Raw genomic sequence first — 13,228 nt, forward strand, 5'->3', positions numbered from 1 at the left:
GGAGGGATCTGTGACGACACTGCCCGATCGGCCGCGTACCGCGCTGCTCGTCCTCGACGTGCAGAACGGCGTGGTGGCCGACGCCCATGACCGCGAAGGCGTGATCGCGAACATCGAGACCCTGATCGGCAAGGCTCGCGCGCAGGGCGTGCCCGTGGTCTGGGTGCAGCACTCCGACGACCGTCTCCCGCGGGGCAGTGAGCGCTGGCAGTACGTGCCGGAGCTGGCCCGCCGCGACTCGGAGCCGCTCGTCCACAAGGGCTACGCCGACGCGTTCGAGGACACCGAGCTGGAGGCGGTGCTCGCCGGGCACGGGGTGGGCCGGCTCGTCGTCGCGGGCGCCCAGACCGACGAGTGCATCCGCTCGACCCTCCACGGGGCCTTCGTCCGCGGCTACGACGTGACGCTGGTCGGCGACGCGCACACGACGGAGGACCTCACCGAGTACGGCGCGCCGCCCCCTGAGCAGGTGATCGCGCACACCAACCTCTACTGGCGGTGGCATCGCGCGCCCGGCCGCCGCGCCGGCACCGTCGACACGGCGGACGTCCGCTTCGCGGCGGGCGACGCGGGCTGATCAGGCTGTCGCCGGGGAGATCCTGCCGGGCATGTACGCGACCGGCGTCGCAGCCGCCTGCACCCCGCCGGGACCCCGGGCCCACCCCGTGAGATGATCTCCTGGCGATATGGGCTGTTTTTGAGCGTTGGGGGAGCGATGTACGCAATATCCCTGGGTGAGGACGGCGCGGAGCTGCGCCCGCTGGAGCCGTGGCGGGCCGAGGAGCTCCTGGCCCACATGGAGCGGGGCCGGGACTTCATCGGGCAGTACATCGCGCTGCCGGACTTCGTCACGGACGTGGAGTCGAGCCGCTCGTACCTCCAGTCGTACGCGGACAAGGCCGCGGCCGACACCGGGCGGATCTACGGCATCTGGACGGACGGCACGCTGGTCGGCGGGGTTCTCTTCCGGACGATGGACGTCGGGCTCGGCGTCGCGGAGGCGGGCTGCTGGCTGGAGCCGTCGGCGGTGGGCAAGGGCCTGGTGACCAGGGCCGCACGTGTGATCATCGATTGGGCCGTCGAGGAGCGGGGCCTCCACCGCGTGGAGTGGCGGGTCGCGGCGGCGAACGAGGCCAGCAAAGCCGTGGCCAGGCGGCTCGGGATGACGAAGGACGGCGTGCTGCGGGAGAGCTACCCGCACCGGGGCGAGCGCCACGATGTAGAGGTCTGGTCGGTGCTCGCACCGGAGTGGCGGTCGGGCAAGCAGCCGTCCTGAGCGCCGACCGGCGAGGAAAATCCCGGTGAGATCGGGCGGCTCCGAACACTACGATGAAGGCCGTGAGACCGACCCCGGGTAAGGCGTTGCGCTGATGGCCGTGAGCATGCACGACGTGGCCCGCGCCGCCGGTGTCTCCCAGCGCACGGTCTCCAATGTCCTCAACGACTACGAGTACGTCCGCCCGGAGACGCGTCAGCGCGTGCTCGACGCCATGGCGGCACTCGGATACGTCCCCAACGCGGCCGCCCGGAGCCTTCGGTCCGCCCGTACGGGGCTCATCGCGCTCGTCGTCCCCGACTTCAGGGCCCGCATGTTCGCCGACCTCGCGGGCATGGTCGTGCGCGAGGCCGAGGCGCTCGGATACACGGTGCTGATCGAGCTGACGGGCCAGGAACGGGAACGCGAGCTGAAGGTCCTGACGGGCGGCCGTAACCAGCTGACCGATGGCGCGATCATGATGGCCATGTCGCTGCGGCCGGACGACGGGGCGCGCTGCCGCGCGGACTATCCGATCGTGCTGGTGGGGGACCAGGCGCTGGAGGGCCAGGTCCCGCACGTCGGCATGCCGAACCGGGAGGCTTCCCTGGCGGCCGTACGCCACCTGGTGGGCACGGGCAGGCGACGGTTGATGCTGCTCGGCTACGCGCCCCGCGTGCACCTGACGGGACGATTGCGGCTGCGGGGCTTTCTCGAGGGGCTGGAGGAGGCGGGGCTCACGGCGGACGAGGAGCTGCTGGTCGAGGCGGGCTGGACCCGCGCGGACGGTCAGCGGGCGATCGAGGAGCACCTGGACGCCGGACGGCCGATGCCGGACGCCATCTTCGCGATGAACGACTCCCTCGCCCTCGGCGCGCTCCGGGCGCTGCACGACCGGGGCGTCCGGGTGCCGCAGGAGGTCGCGCTGGTGGGCTTCGACGACGTCGAGGAGGCACGCTACTCGACGCCGTCGCTGACCTCCGTCTCCCCGAACGTCGAGGCGCTGGCCAGGAACGCCGTCGCGATGCTCCACGAGCAGATCACCGGCAAGCCCAGTGGGCGCGAGCCGCACATCACGGTGGACTTTCAGCTGAAGGTGCGCGAGTCGAGTCAGTGAGGCGGGACCGCGACCCTGCGTCCCGTCTCGAACGCCTCAATGATCCGGTACGCGACCCGCAGCGCCCTTCGTCCGGCCTCCGCGTGCACGGGGGGCGCGGCCCCGGCCCTCAGTGCGGGCATGAGCGCGTCGAGGTGCGCGTCGAACGTCTCGTGGAACGAGCGCCCCCGGTCGTTGAAGTAGCCGGCCTCCCAGACCGTGCGCGCCTCCGAGCCCGCGGCGGAGAACTCGTACCGCCTGGTGGTGTCGTCGATCAACAGCCGCCCCGCGTCCCCGTTGACCTCGACGTGGTGGGTGCGCGGGTAGGCGTAGGAGGAGTCGTACGAGCCGACGAGGCTGCCGACCGCGCCGCAGGCGAAGTGGGCGGCCACGACCAGTGTGGAACCTCCTCTCGTCATCTCGGCGCTGACCGCGTCGATCGGCCCCAGCAGGTGTTCCAGCAGGTCGATGCCGTGGCACTGGGTCTCGATGAGGTTGGCGTACGGGTGGTGGGCGGAGCTGCCCTCGCCGCCGAACCGCCAGGTCGCGAACGACAGCTCGCCCAGCCTGCCGTCGTCGATGTCGCGTTCGGCGCGTACGACGGGCTCGGCGAAGCGGTGGTTGAAGTTGATCGCGAAGAACAGCTCGCGCGCGCGGGCCTCGTCGAGCAGTCTGTCGGCCTCGTCCAGGTGGAAGACCAGCGGTTTCTCCACCAGAAGCGGGATGCCGCGCGCGATGAGCTCCAGCGTGGGCGCGTAATGCTCGGCGTTGGGCAGGCAGACGCTGATCAGGTCGGGCCCGGTCTCGTCGATCATGCGCCCGACGTCGTCGTACGCCTGGGTGGACCAGCGCGCAGCGCGCCGCTCCGCGCGGGCGAGGTCACGGGAGAACACCCCCACGACGCGGGAGTCGGCCCGGCTGGAGAAGGCGCGGGCGTGCTGTTCGCCCCACTGCCCCGCGCCGACGATGGCCACGCGGGCGGGCGCGCTCATCCGTCCTCCTGCGTGACGACCACTTTGCCTGACCTGCCGGACAGGAACGTCTCGAACGCGAGCGCCGTCTCGCTGACGTCGAAGGTGTGCGTCACGATCCGGCCGAGGTAGCCGGCGTTCCGCCGCAGGAGCTCCAGGTTGGCCGGAAAATCCGCGTACGGGAAGTACTCGCTGCCCAGCACCGCGCGTCCGGAGGAGATGAGGTCGGGCGAGACGTCCAGCGGCAGCTGCTCCCCGTGCCCGACGCAGACCAGGACGCCCCTCTTGGAGAGCCTGTCCAGGGCGGAGCGCCGGGCGGTGGTACGGCCCGAGGCGTCCACCGCGGCGTCCACCTCCGGCACGCCGGCGACGGAACCGGCGTGGACGGGGATCCCGCCGAACGACTCGGCGAAGGACAGCCGCCATCCGGAGACGTCGCTGATGTAGATCGGCGCGTCCCCGCCCAGGCTGAGGCGGGCGGCGGCCAGTATCCCGACGCCGACCGGACCCGCGCCCGTGATCAGGAGCGAGTCGATGTCGGGGCGGACGCTCAGCGCCCTGTTGAGCGCGGCGCCACTGGTACCCATGACGTCCAGGAGCATCGTGGCCAGGGGAAAGGACAGGTCGTCCCCGATCGGGAAGAACATCCGCTCCTCGACGACCTCCAGCGGGCCGAGGCCGCCGTCACGGTTGAAGCCCATGTCGCCGGCCTTGTCCAGGCACAGGTTGGTCGCGCCCGCACGGCAGCTGCGACACCGGCCGCAGTAGGCCATGAGATAGATCACCCCGCGGGTCCCCACCGGCGTGGCGGTGTCCGGACCCGCGGCGACGACCGTGCCCGCGGCCTCGTGGCCCGCGACGACCGGGCTTCCGTCGCGGAAGAGGCCGTGGTCACTGCCGCACAGAGCGTTGGCGCGCGGCCGTACGAGCAACTGTCCGGGACCGGGCTCGGGATAGGTGTGGGAACGGCGCTCCACCCGTCCCTCGCCGACGAGGAACGGAGCCGTGGTCACTGACCACCGAGCCCGGTGGTGGCGATGCCCTTGATGATCTGCCGCTGGAAGAACAGGAAGACGATGATCAGGGGCAGTGCGGCCAGGATGGCGCTCGCCATGTTCTGGGCGAAGACGACGCCGAACCCGGTCATGACGGTCTGCAGCCCGACGGGCAGGGTCATGAGATCGGGGTCGTTGGTCACGATGTACGGCCACAGGAAGTTGTTCCACGCGCCCACGAACGTGAAGATCGCCACCGCCGCGATGATCGGCCGCGACAGCGGCAGCACGATCCGCAGGAAGATGAGGAACGACCCCGCTCCGTCCACCCGCGCGGCGTCCTCGAGCTCGCGGGGGATGCTGTCGAAGAACCGCTTCAGGATGAACACCATCACCGGCGCCACCACCTGGGGCAGGATGATCCCCCAATAGGTGTCGACCATGTCGAAGGCGAGCATCTCGTCGAAGAGCGGCACGATGAAGATCGTTCCGGGGATCATGATCGAGGCGACCGTGAGGGCCAGGAGCGGCTTGCGCCCGGTGAAGTCCAGCCGCGAGAACGCGTAGCCCGCCAGCGTGGAGACCACCAGCGTGAGGATCGTGACGCCGGCCGCCACGACGAGGCTGTTGACCATCCAGGTGGGGATGTCGCCCATCTGGAAGATGCGTGCGTAGATCTCCCAGGTGTACCCGCCCTTGGGCAGGATCGTCACGGGGGACGCGCTGGCGTCGGCCTCGGATTTGAGCGAGGTGTTCACCGCCCACAGGAACGGCGCCAGCATCAGGAGGCTGAACAGGGCCAGCACCGCGAACGCGACGACTCTGGCGGGCTTCATGACGACCTCCGGGCGAACCTCAGCTGCAGCAGCGACAGGACCAGGATGATGGCGAAGAAGACGTACGAGATCGCCGAGGCGTAGCCGAGCCGGTAGCCCGTGAAACCGGTGTCGAAGACGTACATCAGGATCGAGCGGGTGGAGTCGTCGGGGCCGCCGGCCGTCATCTGGTAGATCTGGTCGAACACCTTGAGCGAGGCCAGGATCTGCAGGACGAGGATGAGCACGGTGGTGTTCCGCAGCAGCGGCAGCGTGATCGAGGACAGCTGCCGCCACTTGCCCGCCCCGTCGATCGAGGCGGCCTCGTAGACCGTGCCGGGGATGTTCTGCAGCGCGGCCAGATAGAGCAGGAAGTTGAACCCGAGCGTCCACCACGTGGTGGTGACCGCGATCGCCGCCATGGCGAAGTCCGGGTCCTGCAACCATTTCTGGCCCTCGGCCCCGAAGGCGCCGAGTACGGCGTTGATCAGTCCGAGTTCGGGGTTGTAGAGCCACTTCCAGAACAGGCTGACCACGGTCGAGGCGAGCAGGTACGGCAGGAAGAACGACATGCGCCAGACCCACTGCCCCGGCAGCCCCATGTTGACCAGCAACGCCGCCACGAGGGCCAGCACGACCAGCGGGATGGTGGTGAGCACGGTGAACAGCACCGTGTTGCCGAACGTCGTCCACACCATCGGGTCGGTGAGGGCCTCGGCGTAGTTGGCGAGTCCGACCATCTTCGGTTCGGCGCCGGCCGCCAGGTCACGGTCGGTGAGGCTCATCCAGAACCCGTAGACCGTGGGCCAGAGGAGGAAGAGCGCGAAGCACACGAAGAACGGCAGCACGTAGAGGAGCCCGATCCGGCTCCTGCGCACCCGTGACCGGATCGTGGGTGCCTGAGTCACGGCGCCCTTCGTGAGAGTGGCCGACGTCATCGCTTCACCGCCTTGGACATGAGGACATTGACGCGCTCGGCGAAGTCGGCGACCGCGTCCTTGACCGAGGTCTGGCCGATCAGCGCGTTCTGGATCACGCTGCCGAACTGGGTCATGAAGTTCGAGCCGGAACCGGTGAACGAGGACGGCGGATCGTAGTGGAGGTACGTCGCCGTGACCGCGTAGTCGTTGTTCGGCCGCAGTGCCCTGAACTCCGGGGTGTTGACGACGGGCTGGTAGGCGGGGGTGTGGCCGGCCCTGCCCCAGGGCAACGAGCCCTTGAGGATCTTCGAGACCGCCTCATAGGCAAGCTCGCGCCGCGCCTCGTCCGGGTTCGACTGGTGGGGCAGGACGAACGTGTGCGAGTCACCCCAGGTCGCGTCGATGCCCGTGCCGAACATGTTCGGGATCGGCATGGCGCCCAGGGGCATCTTCGCGTCCTGGTACTGCGGGAGCTCCCAGACGCCCGAGAAGACCAGGCCGACGTCGCCGTTGAGGAAGGCCGAGGAGGCCGTGGCGTACTCGGCGCTGGTGGAGGCGACCTCGCCGTCGACCAGGCGGCGCATCGTCTCGACCGACTCGCCGAAGGCCTCGGCGTCGTAGACGAACCTGTCGCCCGCCAGGTCGAACGTGGCGCCGTGCTGGCCGTAGAAGGTCCAGAACAGGCGCCACAGCTGGGCGCCGTCGCCGAGGAAGCCGTACGCGAGACCGTACTGCTTGCCGGTGACCTTCTTGAACTCTCTGCCGAGGCGTTTCATGTCGTCCAGGCTCTTGACCTGGGGCAACTTCCCGCCGGAGTCGAGCAGTCCGGCCTTCTGGGCCAGGTCGGTGTTGAAGAACGTGACGAACGCGTGCGAGTCGAGGGCCAGGGCGTAGACCTTGCCGTTGACGATCGAGCTCTTCCAGGCCGGGGCCGTGAACGTCGACTGCCCGACCCCGTAGCGGGCGAGCCGGTCGAGGTCCCAGGGATCGAGCAGGCCTCCCGGGGCGTACCCGGCCAGGCGGGACATGTGCGCGATGCCGAGATCGGGGGCGCGGCCGCCGGCTGCCGACATCGCGAGCTTGGTGTAGTAGGGGGCGCCCCACGCCAGGACGACCTGTTTGATGCGGGCTCGGGGCATGTCCGCGTCGGCCTTGGTCACGATCTCGTTCATGCGCTCGCCGTCGCCGCCGGTGAGGAGATGCCAGAACGCGATCTCCTGCGTACCTCGGCTGACGGGCCCCGTGCCGCAGCCGGCCAGCAGGGCGGAGAGTCCCGCGACTTGCAGCACCTTGCGGCGGGAGGGCGGGGAAGTGGGCCACTTGCTCATACGTGGTTCCTCGCAGAGGTTCCGGCAGGCCCTCACAACGGGGGGTAGCCGGATGTTGACTCCGATTGGAGGGAGTGTGGCACACTCTGCTACGTAGCAAAAGGTCTTGACTTGCTCCATATCTGCGAATTTCGAAGGTTGTCAGATGCCGAGTTCCGCCCCCCACGACGTCCCCCGTCCGGAATATCCCCGCCCGCAGATGGTCCGCCAGGACTGGCTCACCCTCAACGGGCCGTGGCAGTTCGAGATCGACGCCGGAGACTCCGGCCTGGAGCGTGGCCTGCGCGAACGCGAGCTCTCCGGGACGATCATCGTGCCCTTCGCGCCGGAGTCGGAGCTGTCCGGCCTCGGGCACACCGACTTCATGGAAGCGGTGTGGTACCGCCGCACCGTGACGATCCCGGCCGCGTGGGCGGGCCGCCGGACGCTGCTGCACTTCGGCGCCGTCGACCACGACGCCACGGTGTGGGTGAACGGCATCGAGGTGGCCCGCCACCGCGGCGGATTCTCCCCGTTCACGGCCGACCTGTCGGCCGTGGCGCGCCCCGGTGAGGACGCCACGATCGTGGTACGCGCCCGCGACCCCCGGCACGGGCCTCAGGCGCGTGGCAAGCAGTCCACCAGATACCAGAACTACGAGTGCCTCTACACCCGTACGACGGGGATCTGGCAGACGGTGTGGCTGGAGCCCGTCCCCGACGTGCACCTGCGCCGCCCACGCATCACGCCTGACGTCGCGACCTCCTCCTTCACCGTCGTCGTCCCCCTGTCCGGCAACCGCCCCGGCGGTTCGGGCCGCGTGACCGTCTGCGACGGGGACGGCGCCGTCGCCACCGCGACCACCCGCGCCGATGTGGACCTCGCGCCCTCCGTACGCCTGGAGCTCCCGGCGGACCGGGTACACCTGTGGGAGCCGGGCGACGGCTTTCTCTACGACGTCAGGATCGAGCTGCTCGACGCCGGGGGCGCCGTCGCGGACGCCGTGGACAGTTACGCCGGGTTGCGCTCGATCGCGATCGACGGCAAGCGCGTGCTCATCAACGGCCGTCCCGTCTTCCAGCGGCTCGTGCTGGACCAGGGCTACTACCCGGACGGCCTCATGACCGCGCCCACCGACGCCGCGCTGCTGCGGGACATCGAGCTGTCGGTGGCCGCGGGCTTCAACGGCGCGCGCCTGCACCAGAAGGTGTTCGAGGAGCGCTTCCTCTACCACGCCGATCGCCTGGGCTACCTGGTGTGGGGCGAGTTCGGCGACTGGGGCGCCTCCACCGGGCACGAGCAGCGGCCGACCGCCTCCTTCGTCACGCAGTGGCTGGAGGTCCTGGAACGGGACGTCTCGCACCCGTCGATCATCGGCTGGTGCCCGCTCAACGAGACCCACCAGGCGATCCACGACCACGTCACCGAGCTCGACGACGTCACCCGCGGCATGTTCCTGGCCACGAAGCTCGCCGACCCCACTCGCCCCGTCATCGACGCCTCCGGCTACAGCCACCGCGTGCCGGAGACGGACATCTACGACTCGCACAACTACGAGCAGGAGCCCACCGCATTCGCCGGCCAGCTGAGCGGCCTCGGCAAGGACGAGCCCTTCGTCAACGGCGAGCCCGAGCGGCCCATCTCCGTCCCCTACCGCGGCCAGCCGTACTTCGTCAGCGAGTACGGCGGCATCTGGTGGAACCCCGAGCTCGCCGGGACCGAGCAGGACGCGGACCGCGGGAGCTCCTGGGGCTATGGCCAGCGCGTGCGGAGCGAGGAGGAGTTCCATGCCCGCTTCGCGGGCCTGACCGAGACGTTGCTGGACGACCCGGACATGTTCGGCTACTGCTACACGCAGCTGACCGACGTTTTCCAGGAGGAGAACGGCGTCTACCGCTTCGACCGGACGACCAAGCTGGACGTCGAGCGCGTCCGCGCGGTCCAGTCGCGGCCGGCCGCCTCCGAACGGTCCAGCTAAGCCCGGCGCGAGGCCCGCAAGATATCAAGCGCTCCGCAAGATATCAAAGGGAGGGACTTTATACCGCCAATAGGTGAGCGGGCAGAGGGGAGGGCATAATGGCGCATGAAAGGACAAATCCACCCGAGCAGATCCAGGGGGAAATCGTGTACGCATTCCTTCCGCAGGAACTGTACAGGCCGGCTCCGCGTACGGTGGTGCGCCGCTGGTATGAGGCCATCATCCTCGGCGAGCGGGGTTAAGCGACACGGGTGCTGCGGTCGTATTCCGGCCGCAGCATTCACGAATGGCAAGCCGGACGACGGTCGCTGAGGAGGCCTTTCTCCATGGCACTGCCAATTTATCCCAAGGCTCAGCGCGACGGCGCGGTGGAAAATCTATGCGGCTTTACGATTTCTGACCCTTATCGCTGGCTGGAAGCCGGCGACGACGCACGTGTACGGGCGTGGGCGGCACAGCAGGATGAGTTGTTCGCCGCGCATCGTGATGGATGGCCCGACACCGGCAACTGGCGGGCCATGATCGAGGAGTTGTCCACCTTCGGGGTGTCCGATCCTCCGATGGTGCGTGGATCGCTCATGTTCATCGCCGAGCAACTGCGTGACGACGAACAACGCCGCCTGGTTGTGGTGGACGGCACGAGCGACAGGCGCGTGCTGGTGGATCCGGTCGAGCTGGATCCATCCCGCCAGACGCGGCTGCACGCCTGGTGGCCCTCACGTGAGGGCGAACGGGTAGCGGTTCAGATGGAGGTCGCCGAGCAGCCTGCCAGTGACATCGTGGTACTGGATGTCCGTACCGGCGAGGTGATGGACGGCCCCCTGCCCCGCGCGCGCAACACCTCGCTCGCCTGGCTGCCGGGCGGAGACGCCTTCTACTACGTCAACCGAGTCCCCACTGAGGAATTGGCTCCAGGAGACCAGCGGTTGCACCGTCGCGTCCGGCTGCACCGGATCGGTTCCCCACCCGAGAGCGACCCCGTGGTGTTCGGCGGCGCCGATGCCCCCGACTGCTACTACGGGCTCGTCGTCAGCGCCGACGGCCGTTACCTCGCGATGACGGTGGCGGACGGGCCCGCTCCCTGCAATGACGTGTGGATCGCCGAACTGACCGACCCGCAGGCTCTTCGCTTCGTGAAGACAGTGGATGGACGTTCCATACGTGCCAACGTCCTGCCGCGTTTCCTGCCTGACGGCAACCTGCTGCTGGTCACCGATTACCAGGCGCCATGTGGCCGCATCTGCACGGCGCCCAGGCGCCACGCCGACCCGTCGGCATGGCGCACACTGGTACCCGAAGACGCCCAGGCCCCTTTGGACGACTGTCTGGTCCTGGACGATCCGACGCTGCCGCGTCCTTTGCTGCTGGTGGCGCGCGCCCGCCACGGCGTGTCCACACTGACGGCGCATGACCTGGCCGACGGCCGGCCACTCACCACCGTGCCCCTGCCCGGCATCGGCGTGGCGACATCCCTGCAGACCGAGGTCCCTCACGGACGTCACCTGTGGTTCAGCTACTGCGACGCCGCCACCCCCGCGGCCGTCTACCGCTACCACGCCGCCACGGGGGAGGTGGAACCCGAAGCCACCAGCACGGCACGCAAGCCCGACTCGACCATCAGCAGCCGCACCGTTCGTTATCCGGCCGGCGACGGCACCGAGATCACACTGTTCCTGTTCACGCCGTCTGAGGAGCTTGACGGCCCCCGCCCCACCCTCCTGTACGGCTACGGCAGCTTCGGCTTGACGATGCGCCCGCTGTTCTCTCCGATGGCGGCCGCATGGGTCCACGCCGGCGGAATCTTCGCGGTCGCCTGCGTGCGCGGCGGCGGCGAAGAAGGCCAGCACTGGCACGACGCCGGTCGCGGGCCGCGCAAGCAGCAGTCGATCAGCGACTTCAACGACGCCGCGAGCTGGCTCGTCCGCACCGGCCACACCACCCCCGGCCAACTGGCGATCTATGGGATTTCAGGTGGTGGGCTGCTGGTCACCGCCGCCGCCACGCAGCGCCCGGATCTGTACGCCGCGGTCATCGCCGACGGCCCACTGTGCGACATGGTGCGCTACGAGCGCTTCGGCCTTGGATGCACCTGGACCGAGGAATTCGGCACCGCCACCCAGCCGGAGCAACTCCAGTGGCTGCTCGGCTACTCTCCCTACCACCACGTCACTCCAGGAACCGCCTACCCCGCTTTCCTGCTCGCCGGCGCGGTCACCGACCTGCAGACCGGTGAGGCCCACGTCACCAAGATGTGCGCGGCCCTCCAGCACGCCACCAGCGGCGATCGCCCCGTTCTGATGCGCCGCGAACCCGACAGCGCCCACGCCGGGTCATGCGCGAGCAAAGAACGCGCTTTGGCTACCGACATCCTCGCCTTCGCCGGGAAATACACCGGTCTTTCACTGAGAACACGACACGCACCGCCGATGGCCGACGACGGCGCGCATGCTGACGAACAACCACAGGGCACGGGCTCCTGACGGTCACATCGTGTCGAGCACCAGACGGCCGCGCACGTGTCCGGTCTCTCCGATCACGTGCGCGGCGAATGACCGCTCCTTTCGCTTGCGACCGAGCTCATTGGAAGGCTTCGGCGTGTGTCTGCGCCCATTGTTCGAAGGTACGGGGCGGGCGCCCGGCCACCTCTTGCACGGTCGGCAGGACCTGCGACTCATCGAGCGTGCCGTCGACGTAGAAGCGGAAGAAGGCATCGACGTACTCGGCCGGCATGGTCGCCTCCATCTGGGCCCGGGCCTCCTCGTTCGGCAGCCCCTCGCAGCGCAGGTCCCTGCCCAGCACCTTGGCCAGCACGGCGACCTGGTCGGCGGGCAACAGCGAGTCCGGGCCCGTCAGCTCGTAGATCCGGCCCTCATGCCCGTCGCTCGTCAGCGCCAGGGCCGCCACGGCCGCGATGTCGGCGGGGTCGATGGCGGCGGCCGCCACCCCGGCGAACGGTACGCGCACCAGGTCGCCGGCCCGAAGCTGCGGCAGCCAGCGCAGCGCGTTCGACATGAACGCCCTGGGCCGCAGGAACGTCCAGGGCACGCCCGACTCCCGCACGGCACGCTCGGAAAGCGTCATGTAGCGGGAGATCGCATTGCTCATGTCCGCAAGTGCGGCCGAGCCGCCCGTCAGCAACACGACCCGTTCCACCCCAGCCTGGCGCATGTGGGCCAGGACGCCGGGCATGTCCGCATATCCCGGCAGCAGGAACACTCCTCGCACGCCCGTCAGCGCATCGGCCAGACTGCCGGGCCGGTTCAGGTCGCCGGTGACGGGCTGGACGCCGGGCGGCAGAGTGACGGCCTGGGGGTCGCGTACCAGCGCGCGCACCCGCTGCCCGGCCCGGGTCAGCGCGGCCACCACTTCCGACCCGGTATTGCCGGTGGCGCCGGTCACTAAGATCATCATGTCTCCCATCGGATCATCGGTCTTCGGGCGGCGAAGAGCTCAAGGCACTATGCGGCAGCGGCGAGACCGACGGCCAGGGCGATCAGCGCGGCGGCGAGGAGCAGGGCCCCGCCGCGCGTGAGCATCGTGCCGGGCGAGCGGGCGCCCTGCCTGCCGACGGCCAGATGCAGGAAGAACCCACCCGACTGCGCCAGGACCCCGGCCAGCAGGGCCGCGCCGGCGAGCCACTCCAGGCCGTCGGAGAAACCGGCGCGGGGCAGGTAGAGGAAGTAGACGAGCGACAGCACCAGCAGCACCCCGGCGTGCGCGTGGCCGGCACGGAAGAACCGCTCGCGGAACTCGCCCAGCTTCTCGCGATCAGTGGTGATGAAGCGCAGCAGCGCGTGCCCGCCGAACTCGACCGTGACCACCGACACGATCGCGATGATCGGCAGAATCTCGGTGGCTTCCATCAGCGTGCGCCCAGGCCTTCCAGGGCAT

At 69.3% G+C, this 13,228-nt stretch carries 12 protein-coding genes; 5 read left to right on the forward strand and 7 right to left on the reverse strand.

Features of this window, described 5'->3' with window-relative positions; all coding sequences use genetic code 11:
* Positions 1 to 10 precede the first annotated feature (10 nt).
* The 3 genes from ACQPWU_RS25365 (at position 11) to ACQPWU_RS25375 (ending at position 2,372) form a co-directional block, all read left to right on the forward strand.
* Complete coding sequence (locus tag ACQPWU_RS25365) at positions 11 to 577, forward strand: cysteine hydrolase family protein (RefSeq protein WP_433444204.1); 567 nt, start codon at positions 11 to 13, stop codon at positions 575 to 577.
* Positions 578 to 715: 138 nt separating this feature from the next.
* Positions 716 to 1,276: a GNAT family N-acetyltransferase gene (locus ACQPWU_RS25370; RefSeq protein WP_433444205.1), complete on the forward strand. Its 561-nt coding sequence runs from the start codon at positions 716 to 718 to the stop codon at positions 1,274 to 1,276.
* Positions 1,277 to 1,370: 94 nt separating this feature from the next.
* Positions 1,371 to 2,372, forward strand: coding sequence for a LacI family DNA-binding transcriptional regulator (locus ACQPWU_RS25375; RefSeq protein WP_433444206.1), 1,002 nt, complete (start codon positions 1,371 to 1,373; stop codon positions 2,370 to 2,372).
* Here the strand turns inward: ACQPWU_RS25375 and ACQPWU_RS25380 are convergent.
* Genes ACQPWU_RS25380 through ACQPWU_RS25400 form a run of 5 tightly spaced genes read right to left on the reverse strand, consistent with a single transcriptional unit; the run spans position 2,366 to position 7,380 of the window.
* The gene (locus tag ACQPWU_RS25380) at positions 2,366 to 3,343 is read right to left on the reverse strand and encodes a Gfo/Idh/MocA family protein (RefSeq protein WP_433444207.1); all 978 of its coding nucleotides are present in this window, start codon (positions 3,341 to 3,343) and stop codon (positions 2,366 to 2,368) included. The two genes, ACQPWU_RS25375 and ACQPWU_RS25380, sit on opposite strands and share 7 nt — an antisense overlap.
* Positions 3,340 to 4,335, reverse strand: a complete 996-nt coding sequence (locus ACQPWU_RS25385) for an alcohol dehydrogenase catalytic domain-containing protein (RefSeq protein ID WP_433444208.1) — start codon at positions 4,333 to 4,335, stop codon at positions 3,340 to 3,342. The genes ACQPWU_RS25380 and ACQPWU_RS25385 overlap by 4 nt, the downstream gene beginning before the upstream one ends.
* Positions 4,332 to 5,153, reverse strand: coding sequence for a carbohydrate ABC transporter permease (locus ACQPWU_RS25390; RefSeq protein WP_433444209.1), 822 nt, complete (start codon positions 5,151 to 5,153; stop codon positions 4,332 to 4,334). Before ACQPWU_RS25390 ends, ACQPWU_RS25385 begins: the two co-directional genes overlap by 4 nt.
* Positions 5,150 to 6,040, reverse strand: a complete 891-nt coding sequence (locus ACQPWU_RS25395; RefSeq protein ID WP_433444210.1) for a carbohydrate ABC transporter permease — start codon at positions 6,038 to 6,040, stop codon at positions 5,150 to 5,152. The genes ACQPWU_RS25390 and ACQPWU_RS25395 overlap by 4 nt, the downstream gene beginning before the upstream one ends.
* A 26-nt stretch (positions 6,041 to 6,066) precedes the next feature.
* The gene (locus tag ACQPWU_RS25400) at positions 6,067 to 7,380 is read right to left on the reverse strand and encodes an extracellular solute-binding protein (RefSeq protein WP_433444211.1); all 1,314 of its coding nucleotides are present in this window, start codon (positions 7,378 to 7,380) and stop codon (positions 6,067 to 6,069) included.
* Between the two features lie 145 nt (positions 7,381 to 7,525).
* On the opposite strand from ACQPWU_RS25400, the gene ACQPWU_RS25405 reads away from it, so the two are divergent.
* Both ACQPWU_RS25405 and ACQPWU_RS25410 read left to right on the forward strand, forming a co-directional pair.
* Positions 7,526 to 9,337, forward strand: coding sequence for a glycoside hydrolase family 2 protein (locus tag ACQPWU_RS25405; RefSeq protein ID WP_433444212.1), 1,812 nt, complete (start codon positions 7,526 to 7,528; stop codon positions 9,335 to 9,337).
* Between the two features lie 251 nt (positions 9,338 to 9,588).
* Complete coding sequence (locus tag ACQPWU_RS25410; protein ID WP_433444213.1) at positions 9,589 to 11,817, forward strand: prolyl oligopeptidase family serine peptidase; 2,229 nt, start codon at positions 9,589 to 9,591, stop codon at positions 11,815 to 11,817.
* Positions 11,818 to 11,914: 97 nt separating this feature from the next.
* Here ACQPWU_RS25410 and ACQPWU_RS25415 read toward each other — a convergent pair whose 3' ends face one another.
* Positions 11,915 to 12,748 carry an NAD(P)H-binding protein gene (locus ACQPWU_RS25415; protein ID WP_433444214.1) on the reverse strand — a complete coding sequence of 278 codons (834 nt, stop codon included), beginning with the start codon at positions 12,746 to 12,748 and terminating at the stop codon, positions 11,915 to 11,917.
* Positions 12,749 to 12,795: 47 nt separating this feature from the next.
* On the reverse strand, positions 12,796 to 13,200 hold the full coding sequence (locus tag ACQPWU_RS25420) for a hypothetical protein (RefSeq protein ID WP_433444215.1): 405 nt from the start codon (positions 13,198 to 13,200) through the stop codon (positions 12,796 to 12,798).
* Positions 13,201 to 13,228 lie beyond the last annotated feature (28 nt).

It is taken from the genome of Nonomuraea sp. CA-141351 (assembly GCF_050944675.1).
Classification (GTDB): domain Bacteria; phylum Actinomycetota; class Actinomycetes; order Streptosporangiales; family Streptosporangiaceae; genus Nonomuraea.

Excerpts from the sequence above, each read along its gene's own strand:
- ACQPWU_RS25375 (WP_433444206.1), top strand. The coding sequence starts at position 1,371 with ATGGCCGTGAGCATGCACGACGTGGCCCGCGCCGCCGGTGTCTCCCAG.
- ACQPWU_RS25370 (WP_433444205.1), top strand. The coding sequence starts at position 716 with ATGTACGCAATATCCCTGGGTGAGGACGGCGCGGAGCTGCGCCCGCTG.
- ACQPWU_RS25400 (WP_433444211.1), bottom strand. The coding sequence starts at position 7,380 with ATGAGCAAGTGGCCCACTTCCCCGCCCTCCCGCCGCAAGGTGCTGCAA.
- ACQPWU_RS25405 (WP_433444212.1), top strand. The coding sequence starts at position 7,526 with ATGCCGAGTTCCGCCCCCCACGACGTCCCCCGTCCGGAATATCCCCGC.
- ACQPWU_RS25380 (WP_433444207.1), bottom strand. The coding sequence starts at position 3,343 with ATGAGCGCGCCCGCCCGCGTGGCCATCGTCGGCGCGGGGCAGTGGGGC.
- ACQPWU_RS25420 (WP_433444215.1), bottom strand. The coding sequence starts at position 13,200 with ATGGAAGCCACCGAGATTCTGCCGATCATCGCGATCGTGTCGGTGGTC.
- ACQPWU_RS25415 (WP_433444214.1), bottom strand. The coding sequence starts at position 12,748 with ATGATGATCTTAGTGACCGGCGCCACCGGCAATACCGGGTCGGAAGTG.
- ACQPWU_RS25390 (WP_433444209.1), bottom strand. The coding sequence starts at position 5,153 with ATGAAGCCCGCCAGAGTCGTCGCGTTCGCGGTGCTGGCCCTGTTCAGC.